Raw genomic sequence first — 13,775 nt, forward strand, 5'->3', positions numbered from 1 at the left:
AGGCTACCTTTCCTTGGACGTTTCTTCTCTAGACTTGTGAAGTGATGGCCGGATCATCCGGCCGCAACGGCTTCCTCAGATTGAGTGAGGATGCCACCGCAGATCAGCGTTTCCATGTGCTTGATATATTGCCGGCAGACGTCATCGGTGACCGGACCGACGCCGGTCGCGCGAGACATCGCGTGCCGGCCGAAGAACAGGTGGTCGCAGGCGCCGATCAGGCTGGTGTAGAACAGCACCGGATCGGTCTGGCGGAACTCGCCGCGGCTGACGCCCTCGGCGAGCAGGCGACGGTGGAAGTCCAGCAGCGGCGCGACGAAGAATTTTGAAACTTCGTCCGCGGAACCGGCGACGCTCTCGTGCAGGAGATAGTGGATCAGCCGGTTCATATAGGGGAACCGGTGATAGGCGCGGATGATGCCGGCGATATGCAGCTTGAGCTTCGCGGTCGCCGTGATCGGCTGCGCCAGCAGATATTCGAGATTTGACATCTCGGTCGCCGCATCCCGCGCGAGCAGCGCCAGCAGCAGGCCGTCCTTGTTGCCGAAGTGATATTTGACCAGCGCGGCGTTGGCGCCCGACTTCTGCGCGATGTCGGAGAGCGAGATTTCGATCGAGGAGCGTTCGATCATCAGCTCGCTGGCGGCCACGAGCAATTTCTCTGCCGTGGAATTCTTTCCGCTGGGGAGCCTGTTCGGTACGCTGGTAGCCACGGAGATCCCTGAATGCGCTTCGAGAGGCGCGCAGATAAGCCCAAGCAGCGCCTCATCACAAGAATTAATTGATCGATTGACTAAATGTTCTTGCGTCCCTTAAATCCGCCCCCGACAACCGACCCAAGCAAGAATCCAGGGAGAAACCGACATGGCCGAGGCTTACATCGTCGCCGCTGCGCGTACCGCCGGCGGGCGCAAGGGGGGCCGCCTCGCCGGCTGGCATCCGGCCGATCTCGCCGCAAAAGTGCTGGACGAGCTGGTCGACCGCACCAAGGTCGATCCCGCCCTGGTCGAGGACGTGATCATGGGCTGCGTGATGCAGGTCGGAGAGCAGTCCAACAACGTCGCGCGCAACGCGATCATGGCCTCGAAGCTGCCGGAGAGCGTGCCGGGCACCTCGATCGATCGTCAGTGCGGCTCCTCGCAGCAGGCGCTGCACTTCGCCGCGCAAGCCGTGATGTCGGGAACGATGGACGTGGTGATCGCCGCCGGCGTGGAATCGATGACGCGCGTGCCGATGGGCCTGTCCTCGCAGCTCCCGGCCAAGAATGGCTTCGGCAACTACAAGAGCCCGGGCATCGAGGCGAGGTATCCCAACATCGTATTCAGCCAGTTCACCGGTGCCGAGATGATGGCCGAGAAGTACGGCCTGTCGAAGGATGATCTCGACGAATATTCCTTCAACAGCCATCAGCGCGCGATCGCGGCGACGCAAGCCGGTCACTTCAAGAAGGAGATCGTGCCGCTCGAGATCACCCGCGCCGACGGCAGCAAGGACACCCACCACATCGACGAGGGCATCCGCTTCGACGCCACGCTCGACGGCATCAAGGGCGTCAAGCTGATCGCCGAGAACGGCAAGCTCACCGCGGCCAGCGCCAGCCAGATCTGCGACGGCGCCTCCGGCGTGATGGTCGTGAACGAGCGCGGCCTCAAGCAGCTCGGCGTCAAGCCCTTGGCGCGCATCCATCACATGACCATGACCGGCGGCGATCCCGTGATCATGCTCGACGCTCCCTTGCACGCCACCAAGCGCGCGCTGGAGAAGGCCGGCATGAAGATCGGCGACATCGATTTGTTCGAGGTCAACGAGGCCTTCGCCTCGGTGCCAACCGGCTGGCTGAAGACCACCGGCGCCGATCCGGCCCGTCTCAACGTCAATGGCGGCGCGATCGCGCTCGGCCATCCGCTCGGCGGCTCCGGCACCAAGCTGATGACGACGCTGGTCCACGCCCTGCACCAGCGCGGCAAGCGCTACGGCCTGCAGACCATGTGCGAAGGCGGCGGCATGGCGAATGTGACGATCGTGGAGCGGCTGTAGGCCGCCGTTGCAGCGTTCAGGCGTTGCCACACTAAAGGTGTCGTCCCGGCGAAGGCCGTGACCCATAACCACGGAAGGCCGTGGTTATGCCGGGCTCGGGCGACATCGTGCTTCTCCAATTCAAAGTAGTGGTTATGGGTCCCGGCCTTCGCCGGGACGACAGCCTCTTTGCCGCGAGACCTCGCCATGACCCACCCCTCGATCCACGCCCGCACCACGCCCGACAAGATCGCCTACCAGATGGCCGGCACCGGCAAGGCGATCACCTATCGCGAGCTCGACGAGCTCTCCAACCAGGGCGCGCACCTCTTCCGCTCGCTCGGGCTGAAGGCCGGCGACCACATCGCGCTGCTGATGGAGAACCGCCTCGCCTTCATGGAGCTCTGCTGGGCGGCGCAACGCAGCGGGCTCTATTACACCGCGATCAGCCGCTATCTGAAGCAGGACGAGATCGACTACATCATCGCCGATTGCGGCGCCAAGGTCGTGATCACCACGCCGAAATGCGCCGACCAGATCAAGGCCCTGATCAAGGGCGCTCCCGGGGAGCCGATCTTCTACATGATGGACGAGCCGCTGCCCGGCTTCCGCTCCTATGACAAGGAAGCCGCGGCGCAGCCGGTGACGCCGATCGCCGACGAAGTCGCCGGCTACGACATGCTGTATTCGTCCGGCACAACAGGCCGGCCGAAGGGCGTCAAGAAGGCTTTTGAAGGCAAGACCATCGACGTACCGAACCCGCTGCTGAAGGTGCTCTGCGCCGACATGTGCGGCATGAATGCCGAAAGCACCTACCTCTCGCCGGCGCCGCTCTATCACGCGGCTCCCCTGCGTTTCAACATGATGGCGACCCTGCTCGGCGGCACCTCGATCATCATGGAGCACTTTGACGCCGAAGAATTCCTGAAGCTCGTCGAGAAATATGAGGTCACGCAGTCGCAGCTCGTGCCGACCATGTTCGTGCGCATGCTGAAGCTGCCGGACGAGGTCCGCACGAAGTACAATATCTCCACGATCAAGGGCGCGATCCACGCCGCCGCGCCCTGCCCGGTCGACGTCAAGGCAAAGATGATCGAATGGTGGGGGCCGATCCTGATCGAGTATTACGCCGGCTCGGAAGGCAACGGCGTCACCGTCTGCACCTCGCAGCAATGGCTGGCGCACCGCGGCAGCGTCGGCCGCGCCGTGGTCGGCAAGGTCAAGATTCTCGATGAGAACGACGAGGAGCAGCCGGTTGGCGAGATCGGCACGGTCTATTTCGCCGATGCGCCTGCGTTCACCTATCACAACGACCCCGAGAAGACGAAGAAGGCCTACAACGCCAAGGGCTGGTCGACGCTCGGCGATGTCGGCTATCTCGACAAGGACGGCTTCCTGTTCCTCACCGACCGCAAGTCCTACATGATCATCTCCGGCGGGGTGAACATCTACCCGCAGGAGACCGAGGACGTGCTCATCACCCACCCCGAGGTCGCCGACGTCGCGGTGTTCGGCGTGCCGAACGAGGAGATGGGCGAAGAGGTGAAGGCGGTGGTGCAGCCGCACGACATGAGCCGCGCCGGCAAGGCGCTCGAGGCCGACCTGATCGCCTTCTGCAAGGGCCGCCTCTCCGCGATCAAGTGCCCGCGCACAATCGATTTCGAAGCCGAGCTGCCGCGCACGCCGACCGGCAAGCTGGTGAAGCGGCATTTACGCGATCGGTATTGGCCGAAGACGGCGGCGAAGATTTAGGGCGGGATCTCGTAGGGTGGGTTAGCCCTGCAGATGCGCGAAGCGCATCTGCTCGGCGTAACCCACCACTTCTGTCGCCGCGGAGGTCAAAGAGGTGGGTTACGCCTTCGGCCAACCCACCCTACGATTCCAGCGCAAGCAGCCTCAATCGAACAAGCTCGGCGTGTGGTTCACCAGCGCGCCTTCGATCTCGAGCATCTTCAGCTTGGTCACCACGCCGCCATTGGCCGAGAAGCCGCCGGGCTTGTTGCCGGCAGCCAGCACGCGGTGGCAGGGCACGACGATCGGGCACGGGTTGCGGCCGAGCGCCTGGCCGACGTCGCGCGACAGCTGGACGCCGCCGAGCTGCTTGGCGATGTCGCCATAGGTGATGGTCTTGCCGGGCGGAATGGCGCGCGCGATCTCGTAGACGCCGCGGTTGAATTCGGGCACGTCGTCGAGATCGAGCGGAATGTCGGTGAGATCGTCAGGCTCGCCCGCGAGCAACTTGACGATGCGGTCGATCGCCTGCTGCACCTCGGCGGTCGGCTCGGCCTCGCTGGCGTCGGCATGGCGCTGGCTGATGCGGGTGCGAATCTTCTCCTCGCCGCCCATCGGCAATTGCGTGCCGTTGATGCCGCGCGGTCCCCAGGCGATGGCGCAGAGGCCGATCCTGGTGTCGAACAAGGCGAAATGCTGGTCGGTCATGGCTAGGTTCCTGAGCTTGCGTCCTCGTCGCATGCCCCCATTGTGTTCTCCACCTAAATCTAGGCTTGGAAATAGTTGCGATCCACCCGGTTTCCGGGAATCTTGCACAGGAGTTCCAGCCCCTTCCCGCGAGCCCAGAATGCAGAGCCTCCACGTCAACGGATACGACATGCCCTATCTCGACGTGGGCGAGGACAAGGGCGGCCCGCCGCTGGTCTGCGTGCACGGCTCGCTCAATGACTTCCGCGTCTGGGGCTGCGTGCTCGGCCCGCTGACGCAGCGGCGCCGGGTGATCGCCGTGAGCCTGCGGCACTTCTTTCCCGACCGGTGGGACGGCGTCGGCGACACCTATTCGATCGCCCAGCATGTCGAAGACGTCATCGCCTTCATCGAGAAACTCGATCTCGGCCCGGTCGATTTGATGGGCCATTCCCGCGGCGGACACATCTGTTTCCGCGTGGCGCAGCGGCGGCCGGATCTGCTGCGGCGGCTGGTCCTGGCGGAGCCCGGCGGCGAGCTCGATGCCAGCCTCGATCCCGATTATGCCGGCGGTCCCTCGCCGCTGCTGGCGCGCTTCAAGGCTTCGGCCGAGAAGATCGCGGCCGGCGACGTCGACGGCGGCCTTGCCGTGTTCGTCGACACGCTGGAAGGCTCCGGCACCTGGCCGCGGCTGCCGGCGATGGTGAAGCAGAACCTTCGCGACAACGCCTACACCTTGATCGGCCAGGTCCGCGACGATCGTCCGCCGTTCTCGAAGACGGATGCGGAGTCCATCAAGATGCCGACGCTGTTCATCCTGGGCGCGCGGACCAAGGGCCTGCTGCCAAAGGTGCTCCATGCGCTGGCCGCGCATGTACCCTACTCCAGGACGGCGATCATCCCGAACGCGACGCATCCGATGTTTGAGCAGGCGCCGCAAAAATACTCCGAAGTGGTTCTCGATTTCCTGGCGAGCTGATCATGCAGAGCTTTCGCGTCAACGGTTACGACATGGCCTATCTCGAAGTCGGAGAAGGTCATCCGCTGGTCTGCGTGCACGGCACGCTAGGGGATTTCCGCACCTGGTATTCGGTGCTCGGTCCTCTCTCGAAGGCCCATCGCGTGATCTCGGTCAGCCTGCGGCATTTCTTTCCCGAGCACTGGGACGCTGTCGGCGACGACTACAAGATGGCCCAGCATGTTGCCGACATGATCGCCTTCATTGAGCAGGTCCAGCCCGGACCGGTCGACCTGATGGGCCATTCGCGCGGCGGGCACATTGCCTTTCGCGTGGCGCAGGCGCGGCCTGATCTCTTGCACAAACTGGTGCTGGCCGAGCCGGGCGGCGATCTCGACGCCAGCCTGCCGGTGCCCGAAGGCACCCCGGTGCATCCGCCGCTTGCCGCACGCACCGCGCGCTCGGTCGAGATGATCCGCGCCGGCGACGTCGAGGGCGCGCTGCAGAATTTCTACGAGGGCATCGAGGGCGACGGCTCCTGGCGCCGCGTGCCGGCAGCGGCCAAGCAGCAACTGCGCGACAACGCGCTCACCTTCCTCGGCCAGATCAACGAGCAGCGCAGGGCATACACGCTCGCGGACGCGCAGGCGATCAGGACGCCGACGCTGCTGATCGGCGGCGGCGCGACGACGGGAAGCCTGTCGGTGATGTGGCGCGTGCTGGCCGAGCATATCGCGGGCGCCAGAACGGCGGTGATCCCCAACGCCGGCCACTGGATGTTCGAGCAGGCGCCGCTGGAGTTCGGCGATGTGGTGAACCAGTTTCTGGCGGAATAGCTCTCTTCCCCTCTCCCACAAGGGAGAGGGGAAGAGTCGCCTCACACCTTCCACACGCCCACCGGCATCTTGATCGTCGCGTTCAGCCTGTTCCAGACGTTGATCATCGCGATCGAGAGGATCAGCGTTGCGAGTTCGCGCTCGTCGAAATGCTTGGCGGCTTCGTTCCAGATCACATCCGGCACCGGATCCTCGCGATCGGCGAGGCGCGTGACGGCTTCGGTCAGTGCCAGCGCGGCGCGCTCGGCGTCGGAAAAATACGGCGCATCGCGCCAGGCCGACACGGCGAAGAGACGCTCGTCGGTCTCGCCAAGCTTGCGGGCGATCTTGGGATGCATGTCGACACAGACGCTGCAGCCATTGATCTGGCTGGCGCGCAGGTGCACCAGTTCCAGGAGCTTTTCCGGCAGGCCCTGCTTGGTCAGGTTACCGAGGGACTGCAGGACGTTCATGGCCTCCGGCAGGACCATGACAGGGTGATTCATGCGGGCGTGCATCATTTTCGTCTCCATCTCACAAATTTCGAAGTTCCCGGTCACATCGGCCGGATCAGCTTCGTCATGGGCATGACGGATCGCGATGAGGGAATGTGACCGATGACTGAAGAAAATCTTCTCACCCGCCAGTTCGAGGCCAGCCGGGACCATCTGCGTGCGGTCGCCTACCGGATGCTGGGCTCAAGCGCCGAGGTCGACGATGCCGTGCAGGAGGCCTGGCTGCGGGTCAGCCGCTACGACATGTCCGATGTCGCGAACCTGCGCGGCTGGCTCACCACCGTGGTCGCGCGCATTTGCCTGGACATGCTGCGCGCCCGGAAGTCGCGCCGTGAGGATCCGATGGGCCCGCACGTGCCGGAGCCGGTCGATGAGACGCAGGAGCGCGAGGCGGAGATGGCGGACTCCGTCGGCGCGGCGCTGCTGGTCGTGCTCGAAACATTGCAGCCGGCGGAGCGGCTCGCCTTCGTGCTGCACGACATGTTCGCCGTGCCGTTCGAGGAGATTGCGCCGATCGTCGGCCGTTCGGTCGATGCCTCGCGGCAGTTGGCGAGCCGCGCGCGGCGGCGCGTGCAGGGTGCACCGGTGCCCGAGACGGACCTGTCGCGCCAGCGCGCGATCGTTGATGCCTTCCTCAGGGCTTCGCGCGAGGGCAATTTCGAGGGCTTGCTGGCAGTGCTCGATCCCGACGTCGTATTCCGCGCCGACGACGCCGCGGTGCGGCTCGGCACGCTGCCGGAGATCCGGGGCGCCGATGCAGTCGCGCAGCTCTACAAGGGCCGCGCCCAGGCGGCACGGACCGCGCTGGTCGATGGCGAGATCGGCGTTGCGGTCATCCTTGGCGGACATCTGCGCATCGCGTTGCGCATCGCCTTCAACGGCGATCGGATCGGGGCGATCGAGGCCTTGGCAGATGCCGAAGAGATCGCGGCGCTCGAGGTCGAGGTGCTCGAGCGCTAGGTGGCAACGGCTCCCACCCGATGCTAGGCTTCCTACACAATCGCGCGCAGTGCCAGCGCTCAAGACGCGAAAGGACGCCTCATGACATCCCGCCTCACTTCCCTGCTCGCTTTGTCGCTGCTCGGCCTCGCCGCGAGCGGCACGGCCGCCCTTGCGGCCGCCGACGAGAAGCTGAAGGCCGCGGCCGAGCAGGAGAAGGCGCCGCTGATCGAGACGCTGCGCGACATGGTGATGATCGAGAGCGGCAGCGGCGATGCCGAAGGGCTGAAGAAGATGGCCGACTTCACCGAAGGTCGGCTCAAGGCGCTCGGCGCCGCCACGGAACGGCGCAAGACCACGGCCGGCACAGGCGCCGACATGGTGATCGCGACGTTCCAGGGCACGGGCACGCGAAAGCTGATGCTGATCGCGCATATGGACACGGTCTATCAGCGCGGCGTGCTCGGAAGCGAGCCTTACCGCATCGACGGCACCAAGATCTTTGGCCCCGGCATCGCCGACGACAAGGGCGGCATCGCCGTGGTCCTGCATGCGCTCAAGATCCTGAAGGACGCCGGCTGGACGGACTATGCGAAGCTCACGGTCTCATTCAATCCGGATGAGGAAGTCGGCTCGATCGGGTCGGGCGAGATCATCGCGGAGCTCGCCGACCAACACGACGTCGTGCTCTCCTGCGAGCCGACGGCATCCTCGCCGCCGGCGAGGAACGACTCGCTGCTATTGGGTGCCAGCGGCACCGCGACTGGCATCATGAAGGTGAAGGGCCGCGCCTCGCATGCGGGTGGCGCGCCCGATCTCGGCCGCAACGCGCTGATCGAGCTCTCGCATCAACTGCTCCAGACGCAGGACGTCGCCAAGTCGATCCCCGGCACCCAGCTCAATTGGACGACGGCGAAGGCCGGCACGGTGCGCAATCAGATTCCGGAAGATGCCGAGGCTGGCGCCGACATCCGCCTCACCATTCCCGACGGCATCGCGAAGCTCCAGGCGGCGCTGGACGAGAAGATCAAGAATCGCCTCGTACCGGACACCGAGACGACCGTGAAGATCGTGACGGGGCGCCCGCCTTTCGTTGCCAGCGATCGCGGCCGCGCGCTCGCGCAGCAGGGACAGGCGATCTATGCGGAGATCGACCGCAAGCTCGACATCGTCGAGATGACCGGGGGCGCCACCGATGCCGGCTACGCCAACCGCAGCGGCAAGGCGGTCGTGGTCGAGAGCTTTGGTCTCGCCGGCTTCGGCTATCACGCCCGCGACGAATTCGTCGACAGCAACTCGATCGTGCCGCGGCTCTATCTGATGAGCCGGATGCTGATCGAGCAGGGGAAGAAGCGATAGGGCGGGCCGGGCCGATCCATTTTCCTCAAAAACAACCCCATGCACAGTAAACAGACCTAGCGATATCAATGACTTAGCGAGGCGCAAGACGCGGGCGTGAGCGGGCCTCGAAGCCCCGTCTTGACGCCCTCCCCCTCCCGCTATACCTTCGAATACGGAATTCCGTATTCCCTGCTGTATTTCGGAGCTGCCGGCGTGATCCCTCTCGACCCGCTCCCGAACTTGATCGACCAGGTCTATGCACGGATCCTGGAGGCGATCTCCGACCGCACCTTGCAGCCTGGCCAGCGCATCCGGCAGAACGAGCTCGCCGACAAGCTCGGCGTGTCGCGCCAGCCGGTGTCGCATGCGTTGCATCTGTTGCATCGGCAGGGGCTCGTCGCCGAGAGCGGCCGGCGCGGCTTTGAAGTCACCCAGCTCGACCCCTCCCGCATCCGCCAGCTCTATGAGGTGCGCGGCGCCATCGATGCGCTCGCGGCGCGGCTTGCCGCGATACGCGCCGCAAGCGACGCAGCGGGACGTGCGCGGCTGGAGGCTGCGCTCGCCGCCGGCCGCGGCATCGATCGCAAGACGCCGCTCGCCGAGCTGATCGTGCTCGACGTCGATTTTCACCGCGCGATCTATCAGCTCGCCGGCAATCCCGTGATCGAGGAGACCATTGCGCCGCAATGGCCGCACATGCGGCGCTCGATGGCGACGGTGCTGTCGGAGCTCGACTATCGCGGCAGCGCCTGGGCCGAACATGCGACGATTGCGGGCCACATTCTCGCAGGCGACGCGACGGCGGCCGAACGCGCGGCACTGGCGCATGCGCAGACGGCGGGACGGATGACTGAGGAGAGATTGAGGGCGAGCGAAGAGGCGGCGGCGTAGCTGCACACGCCGTCATGCCACGTTCTTCGAACGCGGAGCAAAGACGTGGATGGCCGGGTCAAGCCTGGCCATGACGAGAGAGAAAAACAAATAAACAAAACAGGAGGACGACCCATGAGACTGTCCCAGGAGCAATTGGAGTTCTTCCACCGCGAGGGCTGGCTGTTCCTGCCCGAATTGTTCAGCCAGGAGGAGGTCGATTTCCTCGCGCGCGAGGCGGTCGGAATCTACGACGCCAACTGGCCGGAGGTCTGGCGCGAGAAGAGCGGCGCGCCGCGCACCGCCTTTGCCGCCCATCTCTACAACGAAGCGTTCGGCGTGCTCGGCGCGCATCCGCGCATGATCGAGCCGGTCGAGCAGCTGTTCGGCGAGCCGGTTTACATGCACCAGTTCAAGATCAACGCGAAATCGGCCTTCACCGGCGACGTCTGGCAATGGCACCAGGATTACGGCACCTGGAAGCGCGACGACGGCATGCCGGAGCCGCGCGCCATGAACATCGCGATCTTCCTCGACGAGGTGATGCCGATCAACGGCCCGCTGATGCTGGTGCCGCGCAGCCAGAACGCCGGCGATCTCCAGGCCTCGCATGATCTCGCCACCACCTCCTATCCGCTATGGACGCTGGACGAGGACACGGTGACGCGCCTCGTCAAGCAGGGCGGTATCGTGGCGCCGACCGGCAAGCCGGGCGGCATGCTGATGTTCCACGGCAATCTCGTGCATGGCTCGGCCGGCAACATCACGCCCTACCCGCGCAAGATCGTGTACCTGACGCTGAATGCGGTCTCGAACTACATCCGCACCCCGACACGGCCGGAATACATTGCGCACCGCGATTTCGCGCCGATCCAGACAGTGGACGACGATGCCTTGGTGCGGCTCGCACGTGCGCCGCGGCAGGCGGCGGAGTAAAAAGGTCGCGTGCCCCGGACGCAGCGCAGCGCTTCTTCAGCGGTGCGCTGCAGAGCCGAGGCCCATGCTGCAAGCATTTCTTTCTCTGGGTCCCGGCTCTGCGGAGCAGCGCTGAAGACGCGCTGCTCCGCGTCCGGGACACGATAGTCATACTGGACCTTCCCATGAATCTCTTCCGCCTCCTCCAAACCCGCGCGTCCACCGGGAAGCCTGTTCGTGTCGCGCTGATCGGTGCCGGCAAGTTCGGCTCGATGTTCCTGGCGCAGGTGCCGCATACGCCGGGGCTGGAGGTGCCCATCATCGTCGACATCGACCGCGACCGCGCGCGAGAGGCCTGCCGCACCGTCGGCTGGAGCGCTGAGCGGATCGCCGCAACCGTGTTCACCGATGACGGCGCGCGCGCCATTGCCGGCGGCGCGATGGATGTGGTGGTGGAGGCGACCGGCAATCCCGCCGTCGGCATCAAGCATGCGCGCGCCGCGATCGCGGCGGGCAAGCATATCGTGATGGTCAATGTCGAGGCCGACGTGCTGGCAGGTCCGCTGCTTGCGGAGGAAGCGCGTAAAGCCGGCGTCGTCTATTCGCTCGCCTATGGCGACCAGCCGGCACTGACGGCGGAGATGGTCGACTGGGCACGCGCCACCGGCTTTCACGTCGTCGCCGCCGGCAAGGGCACGAAATATCTGCCGGCCTATCACGACGTGACGCCCGATGGCGTCTGGCAGCATTACGGCCTGACCGCGGGCGAGGCGCAGTCGGCGGGCATGAATCCGCAGATGTTCAACTCCTTCCTCGACGGCACCAAATCGGCGATCGAGATGGCCGCGATCGCCAATGCCTGCGGACTCGACGTGCCCGCGGGCGGGCTGCTGTTTCCACCCTGCGGCGTCGACGACCTGCCGCATGTGATGCGCCCGCGATCGCGCGGCGGCGTGCTGGAGCGGTCGGGCGTGGTCGAAGTCGTCTCCTCGCTCGAGCGCGACGGAAGGCCGGTGTTTCGCGATCTGCGCTGGGGTGTTTACGTCGTGCTGGAAGCGCCGAACGACTACGCCGCGGATTGCTTCAGGCAGTACGGCCTGAAGACCGATGCCAGCGGCCGGTTCGCCGCGATGTACAAGCCGTATCATCTGATCGGGCTCGAGCTGAACATCTCGGTGCTGTCGGCCGCGCTCCGGGGCGAGCCGACCGGCCAGCCCCATGGCTTCCGCGGCGATGTCGCCGCCGTGGCAAAGCGCAATTTACGCGCCGGCGAGATGCTCGACGGCGAAGGCGGCTACACCGTGTGGGGCAAGCTCGTGCCAGCGGCCGCGAGCCTGAAGGCCGGCGCCCTGCCGATCGGCCTTGCACATCGGCTGAAGCTCAAACAGGACGTCGCGCATGGCGCGGTGGTGCGCTGGAGCGACGTCGAGTTCGACGCGGGCAACGAGACGGTGAAGACGCGCAAGGCCATGGAAGCCGCGTTCGCAGCGCAGCATTGAACGGCGACACCGGGAGCACGACCAAAGTGCGGTTGATTTGCAGACCCCCTTTGGTCATCCTGACCGCGATCCGGGAAACCTGAACTTCGGACACCAGGAAACGTCGGCCACCGGCGAAGATAAAAAGCGGCGCCAAGATCGCGATCCCTCGTCGAGGACTCGACATGACAGAGAGGGGAAATGCATGGAACGTCGTAAATTCCTGACGGCAGGCGGATTGGGCCTTGCCGCCAGTGCCGTTGCCGCGCCGGCCGTCGCACAATCGATGCCCGAAGTGAGGTGGCGGTTAGCGGCAAGCTGGCCCAAGGCGCTCGATACGCTCTATGGTGGCTGCGAATATTTCTGCAAACGCGTCGCCGAGGTCACCGACAACAAATTCCAGATCCAGCCGTTTGCCTCCGGTGAAATCGTCCCCGGCCTGCAGGTGCTCGACGCCGTGTCAAACGGCACGGTCGAGATGGGTAACACCGCGCTCTATTACTATTGGGGCAAGAACCCGGCCTTCACCTTCGGCACCTCGCTGCCGTTCGGCCTGAATACGCGCGCGCACATCTCCTGGCTGCTGTTCGGCGGCGGCACAGAGCTGCTCAACGACCTCCTGAAGGAGTACAACACGATCGGCATTCCGACCGGCTCGACCGGCGCCCAGATGGGCGGCTGGTTCCGGAAGGAGATCAAGTCGATGGAGGATTTCAGGGGCCTCAAATTCCGTGTCGGCGGCTTCGCCGGGACCATCATCGCCAAGGTCGGCGGCGTGCCGCAGCAGATCGCCGGCGGCGACATCTATCCGGCGCTGGAGAAGGGTACAATCGACGCAGCCGAATGGGTCGGCCCCTATGACGACGAGAAGCTCGGCTTCGTGAAGGTGGCGAAGTATTACTACTATCCCGGCTGGTGGGAAGGCACCGGCCAGGGCCACAACATCATGAACCGCGACAAGTGGAACGCGCTGCCGAAGCACTATCAAGCTGCGATCGAGACCGCGTCCCGCGATACCTTCACCTGGGTGACCGGCAAATACGACTACGTCAATCCGTCGGCGCTGAAGCGCCTGCTGGTGGCCGGAGCGATCCTGAAGCCATTTCCGCAGGAAGTGCTGGAAGCCTGTTATGCCGCAGCCAACGAGATCTATGCGGATCTCTCCAAGACCAACCCGCATTTCAACAAGATGTACGCGAACCTGTCGGCATTCCGGAACGAGTCCCTCGCCTGGATGCAGGTCGCAGAGCTCAGCTACGACAGCTTCATGATGCGGATGCGGACCAGGACGTGAGGCCGGTCATTCAAGGGCCCTAGAACGACGAAAGCCCCGGAGATATCTCCGGGGCTTTTTTGCGTTTGAGCACTGCTATCGTAGGGTGGGCAAAGGCGCGACAGCGTCGTGCCCACCATCTTTCCGATCCGGGCAGACGTGGTGGGCACGCTTCCGCCTTCGCTCTTCGAGCTACGGCGGACAAGTCGCTTTGCCCACCCTACGGCATCGACTGCG

Annotated in this window: 13 protein-coding genes; 10 read left to right on the forward strand and 3 right to left on the reverse strand. The window is 64.9% G+C overall.

The window, feature by feature from the left end; translation table 11 throughout:
* Nucleotides 1-53: 53 nt before the first annotated feature.
* Nucleotides 54-713, reverse strand: a complete 660-nt coding sequence (locus RAD15_RS28065) for a TetR family transcriptional regulator (protein ID WP_458181458.1) — start codon at nt 711-713, stop codon at nt 54-56.
* A 151-nt stretch (nt 714-864) separates the two neighbouring features.
* Here RAD15_RS28065 and RAD15_RS28070 point away from each other — a divergent pair, with 151 nt between their 5' ends.
* Together RAD15_RS28070 and RAD15_RS28075 are read left to right on the forward strand one after the other, a co-directional pair.
* Nucleotides 865-2,037 (forward strand): acetyl-CoA C-acetyltransferase, encoded by a 1,173-nt coding sequence (locus tag RAD15_RS28070; protein WP_458181459.1) that lies wholly within the window; start codon nt 865-867, stop codon nt 2,035-2,037.
* Nucleotides 2,038-2,223: 186 nt separating this feature from the next.
* Nucleotides 2,224-3,768, forward strand: a complete 1,545-nt coding sequence (locus RAD15_RS28075) for an acyl-CoA synthetase (protein WP_458181460.1) — start codon at nt 2,224-2,226, stop codon at nt 3,766-3,768.
* 144 nt (nt 3,769-3,912) lie between these two features.
* Here the strand turns inward: RAD15_RS28075 and RAD15_RS28080 are convergent, their stop codons facing one another.
* Nucleotides 3,913-4,455 (reverse strand): methylated-DNA--[protein]-cysteine S-methyltransferase, encoded by a 543-nt coding sequence (locus RAD15_RS28080; protein ID WP_458181461.1) that lies wholly within the window; start codon nt 4,453-4,455, stop codon nt 3,913-3,915.
* Between the two features lie 139 nt (nt 4,456-4,594).
* Here RAD15_RS28080 and RAD15_RS28085 point away from each other — a divergent pair, with 139 nt between their 5' ends.
* Both RAD15_RS28085 and RAD15_RS28090 read left to right on the forward strand, forming a co-directional pair.
* Nucleotides 4,595-5,413 carry an alpha/beta fold hydrolase gene (locus RAD15_RS28085; RefSeq protein ID WP_458181462.1) on the forward strand — a complete coding sequence of 273 codons (819 nt, stop codon included), beginning with the start codon at nt 4,595-4,597 and terminating at the stop codon, nt 5,411-5,413.
* A 2-nt stretch (nt 5,414-5,415) separates the two neighbouring features.
* The gene (locus RAD15_RS28090) at nt 5,416-6,228 is read left to right on the forward strand and encodes an alpha/beta fold hydrolase (RefSeq protein WP_458181463.1); all 813 of its coding nucleotides are present in this window, start codon (nt 5,416-5,418) and stop codon (nt 6,226-6,228) included.
* 41 nt (nt 6,229-6,269) lie between these two features.
* Here RAD15_RS28090 and RAD15_RS28095 read toward each other — a convergent pair whose 3' ends face one another.
* On the reverse strand, nt 6,270-6,725 hold the full coding sequence (locus RAD15_RS28095; protein WP_458181575.1) for a carboxymuconolactone decarboxylase family protein: 456 nt from the start codon (nt 6,723-6,725) through the stop codon (nt 6,270-6,272).
* 99 nt (nt 6,726-6,824) lie between these two features.
* Here RAD15_RS28095 and RAD15_RS28100 point away from each other — a divergent pair, with 99 nt between their 5' ends.
* The 6 genes from RAD15_RS28100 (at nt 6,825) to RAD15_RS28125 (ending at nt 13,559) form a co-directional block, all read left to right on the forward strand.
* A complete protein-coding gene (locus RAD15_RS28100) occupies nt 6,825-7,682 on the forward strand; it encodes a sigma-70 family RNA polymerase sigma factor (protein ID WP_458181464.1) in 858 nt (285 codons plus the stop codon).
* Between the two features lie 81 nt (nt 7,683-7,763).
* Nucleotides 7,764-9,020 carry a M20/M25/M40 family metallo-hydrolase gene (locus RAD15_RS28105; RefSeq protein WP_458181465.1) on the forward strand — a complete coding sequence of 419 codons (1,257 nt, stop codon included), beginning with the start codon at nt 7,764-7,766 and terminating at the stop codon, nt 9,018-9,020.
* Nucleotides 9,021-9,215: 195 nt separating this feature from the next.
* Nucleotides 9,216-9,893 (forward strand): GntR family transcriptional regulator, encoded by a 678-nt coding sequence (locus RAD15_RS28110; protein WP_458181466.1) that lies wholly within the window; start codon nt 9,216-9,218, stop codon nt 9,891-9,893.
* A gap of 114 nt (nt 9,894-10,007) precedes the next feature.
* Nucleotides 10,008-10,808: a phytanoyl-CoA dioxygenase family protein gene (locus RAD15_RS28115; protein WP_458181467.1), complete on the forward strand. Its 801-nt coding sequence runs from the start codon at nt 10,008-10,010 to the stop codon at nt 10,806-10,808.
* Between the two features lie 164 nt (nt 10,809-10,972).
* Entirely contained in the window at nt 10,973-12,286 is a 1,314-nt protein-coding gene (locus RAD15_RS28120; RefSeq protein WP_458181468.1) for an NAD(P)H-dependent oxidoreductase, read from the forward strand.
* Between the two features lie 184 nt (nt 12,287-12,470).
* Nucleotides 12,471-13,559 (forward strand): TRAP transporter substrate-binding protein, encoded by a 1,089-nt coding sequence (locus tag RAD15_RS28125; RefSeq protein ID WP_458181469.1) that lies wholly within the window; start codon nt 12,471-12,473, stop codon nt 13,557-13,559.
* The last annotated feature ends 216 nt before the right edge of the window (nt 13,560-13,775 follow it).

Source organism: Bradyrhizobium sp. 14AA (genome assembly GCF_054185205.1).

Coding starts and splice junctions, on each gene's coding strand:
- RAD15_RS28070 (WP_458181459.1), top strand. CDS start 865: ATGGCCGAGGCTTACATCGTCGCCGCTGCGCGTACCGCCGGCGGGCGC.
- RAD15_RS28075 (WP_458181460.1), top strand. CDS start 2,224: ATGACCCACCCCTCGATCCACGCCCGCACCACGCCCGACAAGATCGCC.
- RAD15_RS28080 (WP_458181461.1), bottom strand. CDS start 4,455: ATGACCGACCAGCATTTCGCCTTGTTCGACACCAGGATCGGCCTCTGC.
- RAD15_RS28085 (WP_458181462.1), top strand. CDS start 4,595: ATGCAGAGCCTCCACGTCAACGGATACGACATGCCCTATCTCGACGTG.
- RAD15_RS28090 (WP_458181463.1), top strand. CDS start 5,416: ATGCAGAGCTTTCGCGTCAACGGTTACGACATGGCCTATCTCGAAGTC.
- RAD15_RS28095 (WP_458181575.1), bottom strand. CDS start 6,725: ATGCACGCCCGCATGAATCACCCTGTCATGGTCCTGCCGGAGGCCATG.
- RAD15_RS28100 (WP_458181464.1), top strand. CDS start 6,825: ATGACTGAAGAAAATCTTCTCACCCGCCAGTTCGAGGCCAGCCGGGAC.
- RAD15_RS28105 (WP_458181465.1), top strand. CDS start 7,764: ATGACATCCCGCCTCACTTCCCTGCTCGCTTTGTCGCTGCTCGGCCTC.
- RAD15_RS28115 (WP_458181467.1), top strand. CDS start 10,008: ATGAGACTGTCCCAGGAGCAATTGGAGTTCTTCCACCGCGAGGGCTGG.
- RAD15_RS28120 (WP_458181468.1), top strand. CDS start 10,973: ATGAATCTCTTCCGCCTCCTCCAAACCCGCGCGTCCACCGGGAAGCCT.
- RAD15_RS28125 (WP_458181469.1), top strand. CDS start 12,471: ATGGAACGTCGTAAATTCCTGACGGCAGGCGGATTGGGCCTTGCCGCC.